This is a genomic window from Prevotella sp., assembly GCF_036570325.1.
Taxonomy (GTDB): domain Bacteria; phylum Bacteroidota; class Bacteroidia; order Bacteroidales; family Bacteroidaceae; genus Prevotella.
Genome location: NZ_DATCYK010000056.1, coordinates 447,613 through 467,287, shown reverse-complemented (window position 1 = coordinate 467,287; position 19,675 = coordinate 447,613). Strand labels below are relative to the sequence as shown.

14 protein-coding genes are annotated in these 19,675 nt (G+C 41.3%); 2 read left to right on the top strand and 12 right to left on the bottom strand.

The genetic code is table 11. The features are described from left to right. Window position 1: 1 nt before the first annotated feature. Entirely contained in the window at window positions 2–586 is a 585-nt protein-coding gene (locus VIR50_RS06090) for a hypothetical protein (RefSeq protein ID WP_331934248.1), read from the bottom strand. Next, entirely contained in the window at window positions 576–1,451 is an 876-nt protein-coding gene (gene mazG, locus VIR50_RS06085; RefSeq protein WP_331934247.1) for a nucleoside triphosphate pyrophosphohydrolase, read from the bottom strand. The genes VIR50_RS06090 and mazG overlap by 11 nt, the downstream gene beginning before the upstream one ends. Window positions 1,452–1,606: 155 nt before the next feature. Here mazG and VIR50_RS06080 point away from each other — a divergent pair, with 155 nt between their 5' ends. Together VIR50_RS06080 and VIR50_RS06075 are read left to right on the top strand one after the other, a co-directional pair. Continuing rightward, window positions 1,607–4,312, top strand: coding sequence for a valine--tRNA ligase (locus VIR50_RS06080; protein ID WP_331934246.1), 2,706 nt, complete (start codon window positions 1,607–1,609; stop codon window positions 4,310–4,312). Between the two features lie 169 nt (window positions 4,313–4,481). Continuing rightward, window positions 4,482–5,612 (top strand): clostripain-related cysteine peptidase, encoded by a 1,131-nt coding sequence (locus VIR50_RS06075; protein WP_331934245.1) that lies wholly within the window; start codon window positions 4,482–4,484, stop codon window positions 5,610–5,612. A gap of 144 nt (window positions 5,613–5,756) precedes the next feature. On the opposite strand, the gene carB is transcribed toward VIR50_RS06075, so the two are convergent. From carB to atpA, 10 genes are all read right to left on the bottom strand, one after another. Beyond that, on the bottom strand, window positions 5,757–9,008 hold the full coding sequence (gene carB / locus VIR50_RS06070; protein WP_331934244.1) for a carbamoyl-phosphate synthase (glutamine-hydrolyzing) large subunit: 3,252 nt from the start codon (window positions 9,006–9,008) through the stop codon (window positions 5,757–5,759). Window positions 9,009–9,044: 36 nt separating this feature from the next. Continuing rightward, a complete protein-coding gene (gene carA / locus VIR50_RS06065; protein WP_331934243.1) occupies window positions 9,045–10,124 on the bottom strand; it encodes a glutamine-hydrolyzing carbamoyl-phosphate synthase small subunit in 1,080 nt (359 codons plus the stop codon). Beyond that, complete coding sequence (locus tag VIR50_RS06060) at window positions 10,124–12,007, bottom strand: amidophosphoribosyltransferase (protein ID WP_331934242.1); 1,884 nt, start codon at window positions 12,005–12,007, stop codon at window positions 10,124–10,126. The genes carA and VIR50_RS06060 overlap by 1 nt, the downstream gene beginning before the upstream one ends. 113 nt (window positions 12,008–12,120) lie before the next feature. Next, entirely contained in the window at window positions 12,121–12,921 is an 801-nt protein-coding gene (locus VIR50_RS06055) for a polysaccharide biosynthesis/export family protein (RefSeq protein ID WP_331934241.1), read from the bottom strand. A gap of 126 nt (window positions 12,922–13,047) precedes the next feature. Next, window positions 13,048–14,382, bottom strand: a complete 1,335-nt coding sequence (locus VIR50_RS06050; protein WP_331934240.1) for an HU family DNA-binding protein — start codon at window positions 14,380–14,382, stop codon at window positions 13,048–13,050. Then, entirely contained in the window at window positions 14,375–14,668 is a 294-nt protein-coding gene (locus tag VIR50_RS06045; protein ID WP_331934239.1) for an HU family DNA-binding protein, read from the bottom strand. The genes VIR50_RS06050 and VIR50_RS06045 overlap by 8 nt, the downstream gene beginning before the upstream one ends. Window positions 14,669–14,674: 6 nt before the next feature. Next, window positions 14,675–15,973, bottom strand: a complete 1,299-nt coding sequence (rimO, locus tag VIR50_RS06040) for a 30S ribosomal protein S12 methylthiotransferase RimO (protein WP_331934238.1) — start codon at window positions 15,971–15,973, stop codon at window positions 14,675–14,677. Between the two features lie 8 nt (window positions 15,974–15,981). After that, window positions 15,982–16,935 carry a signal recognition particle-docking protein FtsY gene (ftsY, locus tag VIR50_RS06035; RefSeq protein WP_331934237.1) on the bottom strand — a complete coding sequence of 318 codons (954 nt, stop codon included), beginning with the start codon at window positions 16,933–16,935 and terminating at the stop codon, window positions 15,982–15,984. A gap of 143 nt (window positions 16,936–17,078) precedes the next feature. Continuing rightward, the gene (locus VIR50_RS06030) at window positions 17,079–18,050 is read right to left on the bottom strand and encodes a F0F1 ATP synthase subunit gamma (RefSeq protein WP_331934236.1); all 972 of its coding nucleotides are present in this window, start codon (window positions 18,048–18,050) and stop codon (window positions 17,079–17,081) included. A gap of 19 nt (window positions 18,051–18,069) precedes the next feature. Next, window positions 18,070–19,656 carry a F0F1 ATP synthase subunit alpha gene (gene atpA, locus VIR50_RS06025; RefSeq protein ID WP_331934235.1) on the bottom strand — a complete coding sequence of 529 codons (1,587 nt, stop codon included), beginning with the start codon at window positions 19,654–19,656 and terminating at the stop codon, window positions 18,070–18,072. Window positions 19,657–19,675: the final 19 nt, after the last annotated feature.

Sequence of the window (19,675 nt, the reverse complement as noted above, 5' to 3'; positions counted from 1 at the left end):
ACTATTGCTGACGCTTAAAGGTGAATATGCCGCTGGCATTCTCCAAAAGCAAGGAGTCTGCTCCCAAATTATCTACCCTGAATGTGTCTTTATTCAAGAGTAACCGGCCGTTCAGTATCTTCCAAGCGGTCCATGGATTTGACTCAGCCTTGACACTTGAAACCACGGTTCCGCCTTCCTGAATTTCAAAATTCTTATCCAAGCTGGTCCAACGTCCCAATAAGGCCGTCAAGTTAAGCACTTGGTCGGCTACCATTTCGCCATCAGCCTGATGACCGACAACCGCCATACGATCTCCCGTAAACAAGCCTCCTTTCACGATTAGGTCCTGACCATCAGCCTCATCTATAAAATAGCTGACGGTATCCCCATCATCCTTTATCAGTTCCAAGGTGTGCATGGCCGTGTTTTCACCGCAAATGCCATAGACAGTTGTGTCCTGCGCAGCCTCAACAGATAAAGAATCGGCCATCAATCCGGACGCAGGCGCTTTCTTAGGTCCGCAGGCGCTCATTACTGCGATTAGGAGAAAAGCTCCTCCCCATCCTACTATTTTCATGCTATGTTTCATATCTTTATTTTTCATTTTGCTTTGCTTCATTCCAAAGTTTATCCATTTCTTCTAAAGAAGTGTCATTAAACGACTTATGCTTCTCCTTTAAAGTCTCTTCTATAAACTCAAAACGACGAATAAATTTCTGATTGGTCAACTCTAAAGCATTGTCAGGATTCAGCTTATAAAGACGTGCGGCATTAATTACACTGAACAAAAAATCACCTAATTCCTGCGTGGCTTTGCCGGAATCCTGCTTCTTGAGTTCCATCTCCAACTCACCCAATTCCTCTCGCACCTTGGCCCATACATCCTCAGGACGCTTCCAATCAAATCCCACATTGCGAGCCTTATCCTGAATGCGATAAGCCTTTATCATGGAAGGCAACGAATTCGGCACACCACTTAAAACGGTTTTATTGCCACCTTTTTCCTTTTGCTTGACCTGCTCCCAAGTCATTTCCACTTCGGAAGCCGTCTCAGGATGATCCTCTGAAATAACTTCTTCCGAGCGGTAAACCACTTGTCCCCTACCATTTATTTTCATATCAGGATTGCTTACAGTCCAATTTCCTGCCTCGTTCCAATTGATGAAAGGATGACGAAACATCAGTTTGTCGGCTTGCTGATTACAAACATCAGCTATATCAAAGTCAGCCGACTCGCTACCCATGAGCGCATAAAAGACGATATGCTCCAAAACATCACCCAATTCTTTCATCGTATCTTGGGTATCATGATTGAGCAATGCGTCGCATAATTCGTAAACTTCTTCGATTGTGTTAGGACGCAAAGATTCCGTAGTTTGCTTCCTATCCCATGGACACTCCTGCCTTAAACGGTCTTGAACATCAAGCAACCTGCCAAAGGCCTCGAGCTTTTCTTCTTTTGTATGCACAGCAATACTATTTATTTAAACTAAATTCTAATTACACAAGCTATTAAAACACGGCTAATAGCAGTAATTATTGATGCAAAGATAACCATTTTACGTTAAAAGTTCGTACATTTGCAGTGTTTTTAAAGAAGAATAAATAAAATCGAGCAATAAAAATGGAATTAGCAAGTAAGTATGATCCGCAATCGGTGGAATCAAAATGGTATGAATATTGGCTCAACAATAAACTTTTCAGTAGCAAACCTGATGGAAGAGAACCCTACACAGTGGTTATTCCCCCTCCCAATGTCACAGGCGTGCTCCACATGGGGCACATGCTCAATAATACCATACAAGACATTCTTGTGCGCCGCGCAAGAATGGAAGGAAAGAACGCTTGCTGGGTTCCGGGCACCGACCATGCCTCTATCGCGACAGAAGCTAAAGTCGTAAACAGACTTGCTCAAGAAGGAATTAAGAAGACAGACCTTACCCGTGACCAATTTTTGGAGCACGCATGGGACTGGACACGTGAGCATGGTGGTATTATTTTAAAACAACTCCGTCGGTTAGGCTGCTCATGCGATTGGGACCGTACCGGATTCACAATGGACGAAATACGCTCAAAAAGCGTTATTAAAGTCTTTGTAGATCTCTATAATAAAGGTTATATTTACCGTGGCGTGAGGATGGTAAACTGGGATCCACAAGCCCAGACGGCTCTTTCTGACGAGGAAGTGATTTACAAGGACGAACATTCCAAACTATATCATCTCAAATATTACGTAGCCAAGGAAGACCAAGCCAAGGTTGTCCGTAAAGCAGAGGGCAACGTGATACACCAAGATGACAAAGGTTACTACGCCGTTGTGGCTACAACACGTCCTGAGACCATCATGGGTGACTCCGCGATGTGTATCAATCCGGAAGATGAAAAAAACACATGGCTGAAGGGACTGCATGTTATCGTACCATTGGTAAACCGTGTCATCCCCGTAATAGAAGACAGCTATGTCGACATTCAGTTTGGTACGGGTTGCTTAAAAGTGACGCCGGCTCACGATATTAACGACCATGCACTCGGATTAAAGCATGGATTGGAAACGATAGATATATTCAACGATAATGGAACTATATCAGAAGCAGCCGGACTCTATGTGGGACAAGACCGCATGGAGGTAAGAAAACAGATTGCCAAAGACTTGCAAACAGCAACCTTGATGGAAAAAATAGAGGACTACGATAACAAAGTAGGCTTCTCTGAACGTACCAACGTGCCTATCGAACCCAAGCTCTCTACGCAGTGGTTCTTAAATATGCAGCATTTTGCTGACATCGCTCTCGACCCGGTCATGAGTGATGACATAGAGTTTTACCCCAAGAAATACAAAAACACTTATCGCCATTGGCTGGAAAATATCAAAGATTGGTGTATCAGCCGTCAGCTTTGGTGGGGTCATCGTATTCCTGCTTATTACTTCATGACCGAGGATGGCAAAAAGGAAGTGGTTGTGGCCGAAACCAAGGAAGAGGCCTTCAAACAAGCACTTCTGAAAAATGAAAAACTGACACTTGATGACCTCGCGCAAGATGAGGACGCTCTCGACACTTGGTTCTCTTCATGGTTGTGGCCCATCTCACTTTTTGACGGTATTAATAATCCCGATAACGAGGAAATCAATTACTACTATCCCACCGCCGACTTGGTAACCGGTCCGGATATTATCTTCTTTTGGGTAGCACGCATGATTATGGCCGGCTACGAATACAAGCAGGCCATGCCTTTCAAACATGTTTACTTCACGGGTATCGTGCGTGACAAGTTGGGTCGTAAGATGAGCAAGTCACTTGGCAACTCCCCCGACCCCATCGCCTTGATTGAAAAATACGGTGCCGATGGAGTCAGAATGGGTATGATGTTGGCAGCCCCTGCGGGTAATGACATCCTCTTTGATGAAACCCTATGTGAGCAAGGTCGTAACTTTAACAATAAGATATGGAATGCCTTCCGACTGGTACAAGGCTGGACTACGGCTCAAACAGAACAACCGGAAGCCTGCAAGACCGCTGTTGCATGGTTTGAAGCAAAACTGAAGGAAGTCAATGAGGAAATGCAAAAGCAGTTTAAGGAATACCGCATTTCAGAAGCACTGATGACCGTCTACAAGCTATTTTGGGATGAATTCTCAAGTTGGTATTTGGAAATGGTTAAACCTGCTTATGTTAATGGTGAGGCCCAACCTATTGACCAATCCACATACGAAGCTACATTGCGTTTCTTCGACGAGTTGCTGAAAATGCTTCATCCTTTCATGCCGTTTATTACAGAGGAATTGTGGCAACACATTTATGACCGTAAAGACGGTGAAAGCATAATGAAAGCAACATTAACAATAGCAGCTCCCACCGCTGAAGAATTGCAACTGACACAGCAATTTGAGTCTGTCAAGCAGATTGTAGCCGGTGTCCGTGCAGTTCGCAACCAAAAGAACATTGCTCCCAAAGAGCAATTGGAGCTGCAAGCCATTGCTTCCAACAACTTTGAGAAGTTCAATCACGTTATTACTAAGATGGCAAACCTCAAAGCTATCAGCGTAAGTCCGGAGAAAGCTACTGACGCCAGTGGCTTCATGGTAGGTACGGATGAATTTGCTGTGCCGGTAGGCGACCTGATTGACGTGAAAGCAGAGTTGGAAAAAGCCGAGAAAGAATTGGCCCATTTGGAAGGATTCTTGATGGGAATCAAAAAGAAATTGGCCAATGAAAAGTTTGTGGCTCATGCCCCGGAAGCTGTTGTTGCCCTCGAACGCAAGAAGCAAAGTGACTCTGAAGAGAAGATTGCTGCGCTCAAACAGACAATAGAAGAACTGAAAAAGAAATAATAAGACGCACAAAGAATAGCAGCCTAATTGGCACAATACATCATTGTGGCCAGTTTGGCTGCTATTTTTTTACACATTTCACCCCACTTTGTTATATATGAAAAAAATATTAATCGCATGTTTATCGATCATTACAACCTTATCTTTTACAAGTTGTCGTGGTGAAAAGATGCCCGAAGATGAATATGAGAATGTAAACAGAACGCTTTTTGTCTATATGCCATGGACTGGCTCCATCAACTCCACCGGCAATTCATTGACAGCCTTTTTTGATAAAAATATCATTTCAATGAAGAACGCCATCAACATGGAAAGAGGAGCCAAGCAAACCGACATCATTGTCTATAAAGCCAGCTCACAGACAAAAAGCGTTCTATTCAGAATGAAATATAACCGCACACAGCAACGTTGTGAACTCGATACACTAAGTACCAACGCAGGTTATCATAGTGTCTCAGAAGAAAATTTACAATCGTTGCTCAATCTTGTTGCCTCACACAGCTCTACCAACAATTACTCCATGCTGATTGGCTGTCATGGAAGTGGATGGACTCCTAAAGGCAGTGACGAAACAATGCCGAGGGCACGAGCTTTTGGTGGTATTGGTAAAGCCATGCAATATGATGTAAGCGATTTGACAAAGGCTATCTCTCAATCTTCCATGCGCAAGATGGAGTATATATGCTTCGATGATTGCTACATGGCCAATGTTGAGACGGCTTATGAATTAAAAGATGTAACCAACTATCTGATAGCCTCTACAAGCGAAGTTATGGGTGACGGTATGCCCTATGATGATATTTTTAAATATATGCTAGGTGAGCCTAATTACGAAAAATGGGTTCAAGGTTTCTACAACCATTATGTAAAGTCTGACACGCCTTATGGGGCTCTATCGGCAATACGTTGCGGAAAGTCTATAGAGAACATGGCCCAAGTCATGAAAGCCATCAACCAAACATATACTTTAGACGCACAAAAAATGTCAGAAATACAGTTCTTAGATGGATATAATGTCAATGTTTTCTACGATTTATCCAGTTATGTAGACAAACTTAATGTCTTAGATCCATTGTTGGCAAACTTCAAAACAGCCTTGACAGAACTTGTTCCCTACAAACTGACAACCCCATATATATATACAACATATAGGAATGATTTCCGACCGGGAGATTCTTTTTGGCCTCATAATACATTTAAGGTCAACACGTTCTGTGGAATAACGATAAGTGATCCTACCAAGAATAGTACTGTTTTTACATCAAAAGAAAATACGGCTTGGTGGAAAGCAACCCATTAAAATAAATATTGCAAACGCTGTAGCGGAAGGACTCTGCAAAGAAAATATATAAAAGAATAAGCGCAATACAAAGATTCGTCCTTGTATTGCGCTCATTTTATATAAGCATGTAAGCAGAGAACTTAATCTCTGCTCACATACAATTTAATATTCTTCCCAAGCCTTTATTTCTATCTCATCAAGCTTTGTAGTGCAGAAAGCATAGATAAATGTGCTTGCCAAACGACTGTTCGTTATCAATGGCACATTCAAATCAATAGCCGCACGACGTATCTTATAGCCATTAGTCAGCTCATGTTCCGTGAGGTTTTTCGGAATATTGACCACCATATCGATTTTCTTATCATGCAAAAGGGTCAATGCCTGAGGTTCTTTTCCTTCGTCTGACGGCCAATAAACAAGTGTGTTGTCGATACCATTTTCCTTTAAATACTTACTTGTTCCACCTGTCGCATAAAGCTCATAACCACTTTGAACAAGGCGTCGAGCCGCGTCGAGCATTTCTGCCTTTTGCTTTGCTCCACCCGTTGACAGCAAAACGGTATGCTTAGGAATACGATGACCAACGCTGAGCATACTCTTTAACATCGCATCATTCGTGTCATCACCCAAACAACCTACTTCACCCGTAGAGCTCATATCCACTCCTAAAACGGGATCGGCCTTCTGTAAACGGTTGAAAGAGAACTGACTGGCCTTTATACCTACATAATCCAAGTCGAACAAGTTCTTACTTGGCTTTTCTACCGGTATGCCTAACATTATCTTCGTTGCCAATTCGATTAAGTTAAGTTTCAGCACCTTACTTACAAATGGGAACGAACGTGAGGCACGCAGATTACATTCTATCACAAGAATCTCATTATCTCGGGCCATGAACTGTATATTAAATGGGCCATTGATATGAAGTGCCTTGGCTATCTGACGGCTTACACGTTTAATACGTCGCATCGTCTCAACATACAGTTTCTGCGGAGGGAACTGGATTGTTGCGTCACCGGAGTGAACACCGGCAAACTCTATGTGCTCACTGATAGCGTAGGCCATGATTTCTCCATCATGAGCCACCGCATCCATTTCTATTTCCTTGGCATTCTCAATGAACTTAGAGACTACAACGGGATGGTCTTCACTGACATTTGCGGCTAAGAGCAAGAATTTCTCAAGTTCCTCTTCGTTAGAGCAAATATTCATAGCTGCTCCTGAAAGAACATAGGAAGGACGCACAAGAACCGGGAAGCCTACTCGCTGAATGAACTGCTGAATATCATCCATGCTGGTCAAAGCGCTCCACTCCGGTTGGTTAATACCATTCTCAGTTAGCATAGCGGAGAATTTAGCACGGTCTTCCGCATTATCTATGTCCTTAGCTTTAGTACCCAAAATAGGAACATTCTGCTCGTCAAGTTTAACTGCTAAATTATTAGGTATTTGTCCACCGGTAGAAACGATAACGCCATAAGGATTTTCCAATTCAATAATATCCATGACACGCTCAAAGGTTAGCTCATCGAAGTAGAGCCTATCACACATATCATAGTCAGTAGATACAGTCTCAGGATTATAATTAATCATGACAGAGCGGAAGCCTTGCTTGCGAATTGTATTCAAAGCCTGCACACCACACCAGTCGAATTCTACAGAAGAACCAATACGATAAGCACCAGAGCCCAAGACTATCACGGAGGGAACTGTCGGAGTTATGGCTCCTGAAGCTCCCGGGCTGTTAAAAGAAATATCATGAGCTGTTCCTGCATAAGTAACATAAAGGTAATTGGTTTGAGCCGGATATTCCGCTGCCAAAGTATCAATTTGCTTTACAACCGGCAAGATTCCAAATCCTTTACGCAACTGTCGAATTACCAACATGGCCTTGTGCATATTATGCAATTCCTCTTCCAAATTAACGGCTCTTGCGATTTGGAAGTCAGTAAATCCATAAACTTTCGCCTCACGCAATGATTCTTTATCCAAGGTATTGACATTACATTTTTTCAAATGCTCATCAATATCTATGATATGCTTCAACTTATAAAGGAACCACCTATCTATCTTAGTTAGATCATGAATCTGGTCTACGGTATAACCACGGTGCATAGCCTTTGAAATCACAAAGATACGCTTATCAGTAGGTTCACGTAAGGCTGCGTCTATGTCTTTTATTTCAAGTTCTTTGTTCTCTACAAAACCGTGCATGCCCTGCCCTATCATACGAAGTCCCTTCTGAATGGCTTCTTCAAAATTACGACCTATAGCCATAACCTCGCCTACCGACTTCATGCTTGACCCCAATTCCTTGTCTACTCCATGGAATTTTGACAAGTCCCAACGAGGAATCTTGCAGACAACATAGTCCAAAGCCGGCTCAAAGAAAGCGCTTGTAGTCTTTGTAACAGAGTTCTTCAATTCAAAAAGTCCATAACCCATACCCAATTTAGCAGCGACAAAAGCCAAGGGATAGCCCGTAGCTTTTGAAGCCAACGCAGAGGAGCGACTCAATCGGGCATTTACTTCTATTACTCTATAATCCTCACTTACAGGGTCAAACGCATATTGTACATTACATTCTCCTACGATTCCGATATGGCGAATAATCTTAATTGCCAAGGCACGGAGCTTATGATACTCACTATTTGTCAACGTTTGAGATGGCGCTATAACTATTGACTCACCCGTATGGATACCAAGTGGGTCGAAATTTTCCATATTACAAACCGTAATACAGTTATCGTAGCGGTCACGTACTACTTCATACTCTATTTCTTTCCAGCCTTTTAAGCTCTTTTCCACGAGCACTTGAGGAGAGAAAGAAAAGGCTTTTTCTGCCAATTTATTCAACTCGTCCTCATTATCAGCGAAACCACTACCCAAGCCTCCAAGTGCGTAAGCTGCACGAATAATGACAGGATAGCCAAGAGTTGCAGCGGCAGCACGAGTTTCTTCTATCGTTTCACAAGCCTGACTTTTAATTGTCTTTACATTTATTTCATCAAGCTTCTCTACAAACAACTCTCTATCTTCGGTATCAATAATCGCTTGGACGGGCGTACCTAAGACCTTTACTCCATACTTCTCAAGAATACCTGAACGATAGAGTTCTACTCCACAATTAAGCGCTGTCTGTCCTCCGAAACTCAACAAGATTCCATCAGGTTGTTCCTTTTGAATAACACGCTCAACAAAATAGGGCTGAACCGGTAAGAAATAGATATGATCGGCAACTCCTTCCGAGGTTTGCACCGTTGCAATATTGGGATTGATAAGGACAGTCTCTACTCCTTCTTCACGCAAAGCCTTCAAAGCCTGCGAACCGGAATAATCGAATTCACCTGCCTCACCTATTTTTAAAGCTCCGGAACCAAGAATTAAGACTTTCTTTATGCTATTATCTTTCATAATAAATAAATTGGATAAGAAGATATATGAATATGATTAACGCTGAAGAGCAGATACAAATTTATCAAACATAAACTCTGTATCTACAGGCCCCGAACATGCTTCAGGATGGAATTGGCTGGAGAACCAAGGATTTGTTTTATGACGAATACCTTCATTTGAGCCATCATTCATATTGACAAACAACTCTTCCCAATCTGCGCCAAGAGTAGAAGCGTCAACCGCATAACCATGATTCTGGCTTGTGATAAAACACTGTTCCGTACCAACAAGGCGCACCGGCTGGTTATGAGAACGATGACCATACTTCAACTTATAGATCTTCGCCCCCCCGGCTTTAGCCAATAATTGATTACCCATACATATACCACAAATCGGCTTGCGGCTTTGGCTCATTTGCTTGCGGATAATATCAACAGCTTCTTGACACATATCGGGATCGCCCGGGCCATTGGCTAAAAACAATCCATCAAACTCCATCGAAGTATAATCATAATTCCAAGGTACTCTGATCACTTCAACGTTGCGTTGAATCAGCTCTCGAATAATATTTGCTTTGACACCACAATCTACTAAAATAACCTTGGAACCTGCGCCTTCATTATACTTAATGACTTCCTTGCACGATACCTTATCAACTAAATTCACTCCTTCATAGGCTGCTGTTGGGATATTATCAGGCTGGTCGTCAAATAATATTTTTCCTCCCATTACTCCATGCTCACGCAGAACTTTAGTCAACTGACGTGTGTCAATACCGGTTATACCCGGCACTTTTTCACGCTTTAACCATGAAGATAGGCTCTCTGACGCATTCCAGTGAGAGAATTGCTCACTATAATCCGAAACAATAATGGCAGAAGCATAAATTCTATCACTCTCCATATATGTGGGAATACCATTCACTTCCACTGTAAATGGGGGAACACCATAATTGCCCACTAATGGATAAGTAAGTGCCATTAACTGACCTGCATAAGAAGGATCGGTCAAACTTTCAGGATAGCCCATCATAGCCGTATTAAATACGACCTCGCCCGCAACCGGTTCTTCATATCCAAATGATTTACCTCGGAATTGAGTTCCGTCTTCTAAGAGTAAAGTTACATTTTTCATTATATAATCGTTGAGTTGTCTATAAAATTAATAAAAGCCTGCAAACAAAGGGTTGTTCCTCCGGGAGTTGGGTAATGTCCCGTAAAATACCAATCACCAAGATGATGTGGAATTGCCTTATGAAGTCCATCGATAGATTGGTAAACAATTTCTACGGGAGTTGACATATCTACCGGACGAAGAATATCTATAATCTTATGATTAATTTCTTCAACCTCAAATGGTTCATATATCTTACGCACAAGATTATGGCGCTCATCCTTAGGTTTTTGCAGTTCTAATTTACATGCCTCATAAACAGCTTTCACATGACCAAGCATATTCCTTTCTTTAAGAAGTTCAATAGTTGCACGGAAAGCACAAAACTCCTCTAACCGAGGCATATCTATACCGTAATAGTCAGGGTATCTAATCTGTGGGGCACTGGAAACTATTACTATTTTCTTAGGATGTAAGCGATTCAGTATTCGCAAGATACTTTTCTTCAGAGTAGTCCCCCTTACAATGCTATCGTCTATGATGACAAGATTGTCACTCCCCGCCTCTAAGCTGTCATAAGTGACATCATATACATGTGACGCTAAATCATTACGAGAATTGCCTTCCGTAATAAATGTACGCAACTTAATATCTTTAATCGCTACTTTCTCGCTCCTAACATAATCATGAATAATTCGCTCTAATTCTTCACGTGTAGGCTTATGATCCAGCTCTTCTATACGAGCTATCTTTTGTTCATCCAACCAATGGTTCAGTCCTTGCAACATTCCATAGAACGCAACCTCCGCCGTATTAGGAATAAAAGAAAAGACCGTATGTGCGATGTCATGATTAACGGCTTTCAATATAGGTTTTGTCAAAAGTTCACCTAATTTCTTCCGCTCTCGATAAATATCCCTATCGCTTCCTCGAGAGAAATAAATACGCTCAAAAGAACAAGCTTGGCTGGCTTTAGGTGCTAAGATTTGATCCACCAAACAATTACCTTGTCGAGTAACCCTAAGTGCAGAACCGGGGAGCAACTCAACAATATCCTCACACTCCAAGTCAAATGTCGTCTGCAATACGGGACGCTCACTTGCAACTACAACGATTTCTTCATTCTTATAATAATATGCAGGGCGAATTCCCCAAGGATCACGCATGGCAAACAACTCACCGGAACCAGTCAGACCACAAACCACATAACCTCCGTCAAAACTATTCATAGAAGTTTGCAATACGTTGACAGTATTCACATGGTCTTCTATATAACGAGTTATCTGTCGGTCTTCATACCCCAGCTGTTGAGCCTCAACAAAATTGCGTTCCACTTCCCTATCCAAACGATGGCCCATCAATTCCAACATAATATAGCTATCGCTATAAATTCTCGGACATTGTCCTTGCGTTGTTAATCGCTCAAAGACTTCATCTATATTCGTCATGTTGAAGTTGCCACACAAACACAAGTTTTTAGCCCTCCAATTATTTCTACGAAGAAAGGGATGAACATAAGAAAGTCCACTTTTTCCAGTTGTAGAATATCTCAGATGGCCCATATACATTTCGCCGGCAAACGGCAAATGCTGCTTGGCATACTCGACATCACTCAACTGTTCCGATGGAACTGAATTGTACACAGAATGAACCTTACCAAATATTTCCGTTATAGCATTCGTTCCTTCCGCTCTCTCTCGAAACATATATTCGTTGCCGGGTTCCGTATCGAGCTTTACACACGCCATTCCAGCGCCTTCTTGACCACGATTGTGCTGCTTTTCCATCATAAGATAGAGCTTATTTAAAGCCCACATCCATGTGCCATATTTCTTTTGATAATATTCAAGAGGCTTTAAAAGTCGTATCATTGCGACTCCACACTCATGCTTCAAAGATTCCATCTTAGTAATTACTTATTTTGTAAGTATGAAATACAAATATCTCAAACTCTAATTATAAAAAAAGAAGAATGATATTGCCAAGCAATTAGTCATTCTTCATTTATTTATTCCATTTAATTTCTTAATATATTTACCAACAGTGAGGCGACACTCGTAACGATTCCAACAAAAGAAATCCATATTGTTGTAGAACTACCTATCGCCGAATTCTTAGCTTTAACGCTATTGGGTTCTACATAAATAATATCATTTTGTTGTAAATAGTAATATGGCGAATTTATTAATTCCGCATCATTCAAATTCAATCGATGTGCCTCTTTCTGCCCATTGGCATTTTCTCGAATAAGCATTACATTATCACGCTTTCCATAAATCGTCAAATCACCAGCTTGAGCCAAAGCTTCTATTATACTCATCTTCTCCGTTGATACGGGTACAACACCCGGCTTATTTACTTCACCAGTTATTGTAACACGATAGCTAGCCATCGTTACTGTTACCACAGGCTTTTCTGAATCTGCCAAATAGGGAGAAACTTTTCCACGAATTAAATCCTGGCACTGTGTTTTTGTCAATCCTACAACATGTATCTTTCCTATCACCGGGAAATTAATATTACCTTCGTTATCAACCAAATACCCCTGAAGGGCTCCTAATCCAGAACTTAACTGCCCCAAAGCACCGATGGTATTTTGAACTGACAGATTGAAAGGAGCAGCAGCTTGAGGATCGGTTGTTATGACCGTTATAGTCAACATATCCTTCGGCATAATCTTCGCATCGTAAAGTCCCTTGGAAGATTCAAGACTTACTTGATCTATATTTTGAAAATAAGGAACCTGCTTACTGCTAGAACAACTACCTAACCACACTATCATTAACAAAAGGAATAGGGATTGTATCGCTTTTTTCATACTTAACAATTTCAATTCAAAATCAATTGCAAAAATAAACCTATTTTTTTTATTTTACAAATTTTATGGTGTAAAAGTGGAACGAAGTCACAGAGTTTCAAACGTAATGAATGCTTGCAGCCTAAACTACGAGCGACGTTTCTTTAGTTTAAGAGCTGGAATTTTAAGCATTTCCCCTGCTGTCACTGTTTTCTTACCATTCAGGACTTCCACATAACATTCCATATCAGGGCCTAAATATAGCCGACTGATAGATTGAAGGGTTTGCCCTTTCTTAACTTTTACAACAGACTTCACACCTACGATTCTATATGCCCCGGTCCGCACACGGACATCCTTTCGATTCAAGGAAGAGTAATCTGTATTCTCACTGTGTTCACTATCAATTTTCTTCTCGGCAGGCTGTTGTATTTTTTCTTTCGGCAAAGACGGCTGCTGAACATTTTCCTCAACAACTTGTTTCGTTTCTGCAGCCGGAGTGGAATTCTCCGGTACACTTGCACGAGCTTGCTGCTCCTCCTCTACTTTAGCTGTAGGTTTGCTAATAGCTTTATGAGAAGAGTTATTATGCACCTTATTAATCTTTACAATCAAGTCGTCTATTTGACGATTACGTTGATCTATAACCTTCAGCGTATAATAAAAAAGGCCACCACACATAAAGAGAAGTAGGACACAAAGAATAGACAACCATGTAACAACTCTCTTTAAAGAGTGCTGTACCTTAGCTTTATCATCCGACTTTTCCTCTGCTAATTCGTCCTTCTGATGGTGCGAAACGGGTGCAAACATAGCTACCGTAGCACTTTCCTCAGATTTTTCCTCCACAAGTTCTACAGAATCTAATTCTTTTGATGCGCTTTCTTCACTCTGCACGTCATGGATTATATTTGAATCCAAAGTTGAATCGATAGCGTTTACAACCTCATCCGTTACATTTTGGCATTCTTCCGCAGGCTCTTCTGTTAATTCAGGGTGAATATCATTAAGAGAAGTTTCTTCCTCTATAAAAGTATTTTCCTCTGCTTTTTCCAAAGCCACGGCTTCATTCGATTCTTCTTGCAACCCATTACTTCTGATTTCATCCATTTCGTTGGATTCTTCAGAGGCTGTATTTTCGACATTAAGTAGTTGCTCTACATCTACACCTTCGTTTATGATAACAGTCTCAAATTGGGCGAAAGGACGATTTACGTAATCTCGAAGCACCGCATCAGGACTAAAAGAAATTTTGTCGCGACCGTCAATCACAATACGCTCTCCCGTATTGACATCAATACTTTCGCGAGCACTGACACTGGTTACTTTAAAAGTACCCAATCCTTTAACCTTTACCAACCTATCATTACTTAATCCTTCATCAATTAGTTCAAATAATAGATTGACAAAGCGCTCTGCCTCTTCCTTGGTCAGTTTATGCACCTTTACAAGGTCTTGTACTAAGTCGTTTGTTTTAATCATAAACTGCCTTTCCATTTTTTAATCGCTCTTTTACAGAAGAATTTGGTTTAAAATTAAGAACTATTTTAGGTGGAACCAACATTTTCAAACCTGTTGATGGATTATTAACTACTCGTTCTAACCTCTTTTTGAGCTCAAACACCCCGAAAGAAGATATATTGACATCCTCGCCGGAGTCAAAAGCTACCATCATACGATCGATAATGGAATTTACGAGCTTCTGTGTGTCAGCTTGCGTCAATCCACTTCGTTGGGCCAATTCCGAAATAAATTCTTTATTATTCATCGTTACTTAAACCAATTCGCCATAAAGATCGAACTCTTCCGATTGTACAATCCTTACGTTATAAAAACAACCTACCCGCAAAGTTTTCTCACCTACCGGAATTAAAACTTCCGGATCAACTTCCGGAGAGCAGAACTCTGTTCTACCGATATAATAAGAACCTTCTTTCCTATCGATAATAACTTTCAAAATCTTTCCTACCTTTTGAGCTTCTACTTCCGCACTGATGTCCTGCTGAACAGCCATCAATTCATCAAGGCGCTTCTGCTTCACGGCCTCAGGAACATTATCCTCATAATTGTCTGCACTATATGTTCCTTCCTCCTCGGAATAAGCAAACGCCCCCATGCGCTCAAACTTAGCCCATTTAACAAACTCAATAAGCTCTTGGAAGTCCTCATCTGTCTCGCCCGGGAAACCAACCATCATTGTTGTACGCAGATGAATACCGGGCACACGCTCACGAATTTGTTTTATAAGTTCTACGGTTTCTTCTTTTGAGACATTACGGTGCATAGCCTTCAATACCGGATTAGAAATGTGTTGCAATGCTATATCCAAGTACTTGCACACATTGCTTTTCTCATTCATCACATCCAATAATTCTATTGGAAACTGGTTAGGATAGGCATAATGCAATCTTATCCACTTAACACCGGGCACGTCTGCTATATCACGTACTAAATCAGCAATATGACGATGGCCATCAATATCCACACCATAATAGGTAAGTTCTTGAGCGATCACTTGAAACTCCTTTACACCGGACGCTACCAAATCGCGTACTTCCGCAAGAATTTCTTCCTTCGGTCGCGAAACATGTTTGCCGGTTATGATGGGAATGGCACAATAAGCACAATGGCGATCGCAGCCTTCAGCTATTTTTAAATAAGCATAGTGGCGTGGAGTTGTTAAATGCCTCACACCATCACACGATGGGACCGTGGCTTTGCCTAAATCACAGAGAAGCTGTTTATAATTGAACTTACCATAAAATTTATCCACTTCAGGAATCTCGCTTTCTAACTCGTCTTTATAACGCTGCGACAGACATCCCATGACAAAGAGCTTATTAATCTTTCCTTCGCTCTTAGCATTGACAAATTCTAATATCGTGTTGATACTTTCCTCTTTTGCAGTCTCTATAAATCCACAAGTATTAATAACAACTATCTCTCCTTGAGGATTCTTGCTGTCATGCTTACATATATAACCATTAGCCTCAAACTGCTTCATCAAGAGCTCGCTGTCTACGAGATTCTTTGAGCAGCCCATGGTAATAATATCGATTTGATTTTTCTTCATTTGACTAATTATTTATTAAATAAAGAATCAACAAACTCGTTTCGATTAAACAATTGTAAATCCTCTACCTTTTCTCCTAAGCCAATATACTTCACGGGTACCTTCAGCTGATCGCTGATACCTATGACCACTCCACCTTTAGCCGTACCATCTAACTTGGTAATGGCAAGGCTGGTAATATTGGTTACGGCTGAAAACTGCTTAGCTTGTTCAAAAGCATTCTGGCCGGTACTGCCATCCAATACCAGCATTACCTCATTTGGTGCGGTTGGTATGACTTTTTTCATGACCTCCTTAATTTTTTTCAGCTCATTCATCAAGCCTACTTTATTATGCAATCTACCTGCGGTATCTATCAGAACAACATCGGCATGATTTGCTTTCGCACTTTGTAAAGTATCGAAAGCGACGGAAGCAGGGTCAGCTCCCATTTGCTGTTTGATGACAGGAACACCCACTCGTTCTCCCCAAATACTGATTTGCTCTACCGCGGCTGCCCTAAATGTATCGGCAGCTCCTAAATAAACGCTTTTGCCTGCACGCTTAAATTGATGTGCCAGCTTTCCGATGGTAGTCGTTTTTCCTACCCCATTCACACCAACCACGAGAATAACATAAGGGTCTTCCGAGGCGGGTAAATCCCAATTGTCATTATCTTCGGTGTGATTCTCCGCCAATAAGTTGGCTATTTCATCACGAAGAATAGAATTAAGTTCAGAAGTGGAAACGTATTTATCCCTAGCCACTCTCTCCTCTATTCTTTCTATTATCTTCAATGTGGTATCTACCCCTACATCACTGGTAATCAAAACTTCTTCAAGATTGTCTAAGACGTCATCATCAACCTTAGACTTTCCTGCGATGGCACGAGACAACTTATCAAAAACACTTTGTTTAGTCTTCTCCAACCCCTGATCTAATGTCTCTTTCTTCTTTTTACTGAATAATCCAAATATTCCCATCGTTGTTATTTGTTAGAAGCCCTTTTTGAGCCTGTCATTGCTATCTTTTGCAAAGGTAATAAAAGTTTTCTAATTGTTCAAAAAAAGGCAAATCACAAAGTGATTCGCCTTCTATTAATTTAATTGCTCTAAATAATTATCTATCAATTATTAACGCTTCCACCAACGATGTCAAGCAATTCGCTTGTAATGGCTTGTTGTCTGCTCTTATTATACTGCAAATTTAACACTCTCAACAGCTCATCAGCATTATCTGTAGCGGTTTGCATTGCAACCATACGTGCAGCGTGTTCACTGGCATTACTATCAAGCAAAGCCGTATAGACTTGCAAATTAAGCTCCTTAGGTATTAAGGAATCTAAAACCGCATCCAAACTTGGCTCTACGATAAAGTTATCATTAAGGGCCTGAGTTTCAGTCTTTTTATCAGAAGCCTCTCTCGCCTTTTTCTGGCGAAGATACTCTTGTGCCTTTGCGGTGACAAGGTTGCTGGATAAATCACGGTCATTTTCCTTGCCAATATTCTCCGTAGATAAGTCAATAGGCAAAAAGGTCTTGCGTGTTAAAATCTGACTACCGGCTGATTTAAAATGGTGATAAATCAATTCTACCCTATCCAATTCATGAGTAGCAAACTTCATTCGCAATTCTCTGGAAATGACAGCACATTCAGTAGCATTAGGCTTGTCAACCAAAGAAAGGAAACTACCAGCGATTTTCATTCCACGCTTTACAGCGTATTCCTCGGCCTTTCTACCTATAGGATAAATTAAAATATCTTCTATCCCTTGAGCCTTGTATTCATCAACTGTTGTCTGAAGCAACTTCAGTATATTATTATTAAAGCCACCACACAACGAACTATTGCTTGTGAATACAACAAGTGCCACATGCTTTACCTCTCGCTCCGCTTGAAATTTATTCTGCACTTCAGGCACGGTTATCAAGAAAGACTTCAGTATATGCTCAAGTAAATTTTCATAAGGTAGCATGTTCTGAATAGCAGTCTGTGCATGATGGAGTTTACTTGAGGCAACCATCTTCATAGCACTCGTAATCTTACGAGTATTATTGACGGAGGCTATACGTGTCTTTATCTCTTTTAATGATGGCATTGCGTTGACATTTAATAAATTACTTCTTATACAATCCGGCAATATTAGCCATTGTTTCTTCAATAACCTTTATCGCGTCATCAGTCAACTGGCCCTCAGCCAAAGAGTTGATAACCTCTTTATGAGAGGAACGCATTGCATCAAGGAACTGCTCTTGACACGCACGAACTTGGTCTACGGGCACATCATGCATCAAACCATGTACACCACAATACAAAATGGCTATCTGTTCGCCAACCGGCATCGGGCTATATTGCGGCTGAATAAGCAATTGGTTATTCTTTCGTCCACGGTCCAAAGTCATCGCTGTGACCGCATCCATATCGCTTGAGAATTTAGAGAAAGCCTCTAACTCCCTATATTGTGCCATATCGAGTTTTAACGTACCGGCAACCTTCTTCATACTCTTGATTTGGGCCGAGCCACCTACACGAGATACGGAAATACCAACATTAATCGCAGGACGGAAACCTTGGTTGAACAAGTTAGTCTCAAGATAAATCTGACCATCAGTAATAGAAATTACATTGGTCGGAATATAAGCCGAAACGTCACCAGCCTGAGTCTCAATAATAGGCAGCGCCGTAAGTGAACCACCTCCACGAACATGACCTTTCATGCAAGCGGGTAAATCGTTCATTTGCTCTGCTATTTCCTGCTGATTGTTAATACGAGCAGCTCGTTCCAAAAGACGTGAATGCAGATAGAACACATCACCGGGATAAGCTTCACGTCCGGAAGGACGACGAAGAATCAAAGAAACTTCTCGATATGCTACGGCTTGTTTTGACAAATCATCATAAACAACAAGCGCACTGAAGCCGCGGTCACGGAAATACTCACCAATAGCAGCGCCCGCAAATGGAGCATAATACTGCATTGCTGCCGGATCAGCCGCAGTGGCACTTACTATTATAGAATAAGGTAATGCACCATGCTCTTTCAATGTCTGTACTAAAGTTGCTACAGTAGATGCCTTTTGGCCGATTGCCACATAAATGCAATATACTGGTTTGCCTGCGTCATAAAAGCTTTTTTGATTGATAATTGTATCAACAGCAATGGCGGTTTTACCCGTTTGTCGGTCACCAATTATCAACTCGCGCTGGCCGCGTCCTATGGGAATCATGGAATCGACAGCCTTTAAACCTGTCTGTAAAGGCTCTTTTACAGGCTGACGATAAATAACACCCGGCGCCTTACGATCCAATGGCATTTCAAAGGACTCCGTCAAATCTATATCGCCTAATCCATCAATGGCTTGTCCCAACGGATTAACGACACGTCCCAAGAAGTTGTCATTCACTCGAATAGAAGCAATACGGCGGGTTCGCTTCACCGTCTGGCCTTCTTTAATACCTGCAGTAGGACCAAGAAGCACACAACCGATATTATCTTCTTCCAAGTTCATCACAATAGCCATTGTGCCATTCTCAAACTCAAGCAACTCACTTGCCTCAACATTCCGAAGACCATAGACACGAGCCACACCATCCGCTACAGTCAGTACAGTGCCGACTTCGTCAAATTGCTCTCCGCTGTTAATGCTTTGAAGTTCTTTAAGAAGCACTTCTGACACTTCACTCGGTTTAATTTTATCAGACATCTTTTATCTTTTTCTATTA

Excerpts from the sequence above, each read along its gene's own strand:
- VIR50_RS06090 (WP_331934248.1), bottom strand. The coding sequence starts at position 586 with ATGAAAAATAAAGATATGAAACATAGCATGAAAATAGTAGGATGGGGA.
- VIR50_RS06080 (WP_331934246.1), top strand. The coding sequence starts at position 1,607 with ATGGAATTAGCAAGTAAGTATGATCCGCAATCGGTGGAATCAAAATGG.
- VIR50_RS06075 (WP_331934245.1), top strand. The coding sequence starts at position 4,482 with ATGCCCGAAGATGAATATGAGAATGTAAACAGAACGCTTTTTGTCTAT.
- carB (WP_331934244.1), bottom strand. The coding sequence starts at position 9,008 with ATGAAAGATAATAGCATAAAGAAAGTCTTAATTCTTGGTTCCGGAGCT.
- carA (WP_331934243.1), bottom strand. The coding sequence starts at position 10,124 with ATGAAAAATGTAACTTTACTCTTAGAAGACGGAACTCAATTCCGAGGT.
- VIR50_RS06060 (WP_331934242.1), bottom strand. The coding sequence starts at position 12,007 with ATGGAATCTTTGAAGCATGAGTGTGGAGTCGCAATGATACGACTTTTA.
- VIR50_RS06055 (WP_331934241.1), bottom strand. The coding sequence starts at position 12,921 with ATGAAAAAAGCGATACAATCCCTATTCCTTTTGTTAATGATAGTGTGG.
- VIR50_RS06050 (WP_331934240.1), bottom strand. The coding sequence starts at position 14,382 with ATGATTAAAACAAACGACTTAGTACAAGACCTTGTAAAGGTGCATAAA.
- VIR50_RS06045 (WP_331934239.1), bottom strand. The coding sequence starts at position 14,668 with ATGAATAATAAAGAATTTATTTCGGAATTGGCCCAACGAAGTGGATTG.
- rimO (WP_331934238.1), bottom strand. The coding sequence starts at position 15,973 with ATGAAGAAAAATCAAATCGATATTATTACCATGGGCTGCTCAAAGAAT.
- ftsY (WP_331934237.1), bottom strand. The coding sequence starts at position 16,935 with ATGGGAATATTTGGATTATTCAGTAAAAAGAAGAAAGAGACATTAGAT.
- VIR50_RS06030 (WP_331934236.1), bottom strand. The coding sequence starts at position 18,050 with ATGCCATCATTAAAAGAGATAAAGACACGTATAGCCTCCGTCAATAAT.
- atpA (WP_331934235.1), bottom strand. The coding sequence starts at position 19,656 with ATGTCTGATAAAATTAAACCGAGTGAAGTGTCAGAAGTGCTTCTTAAA.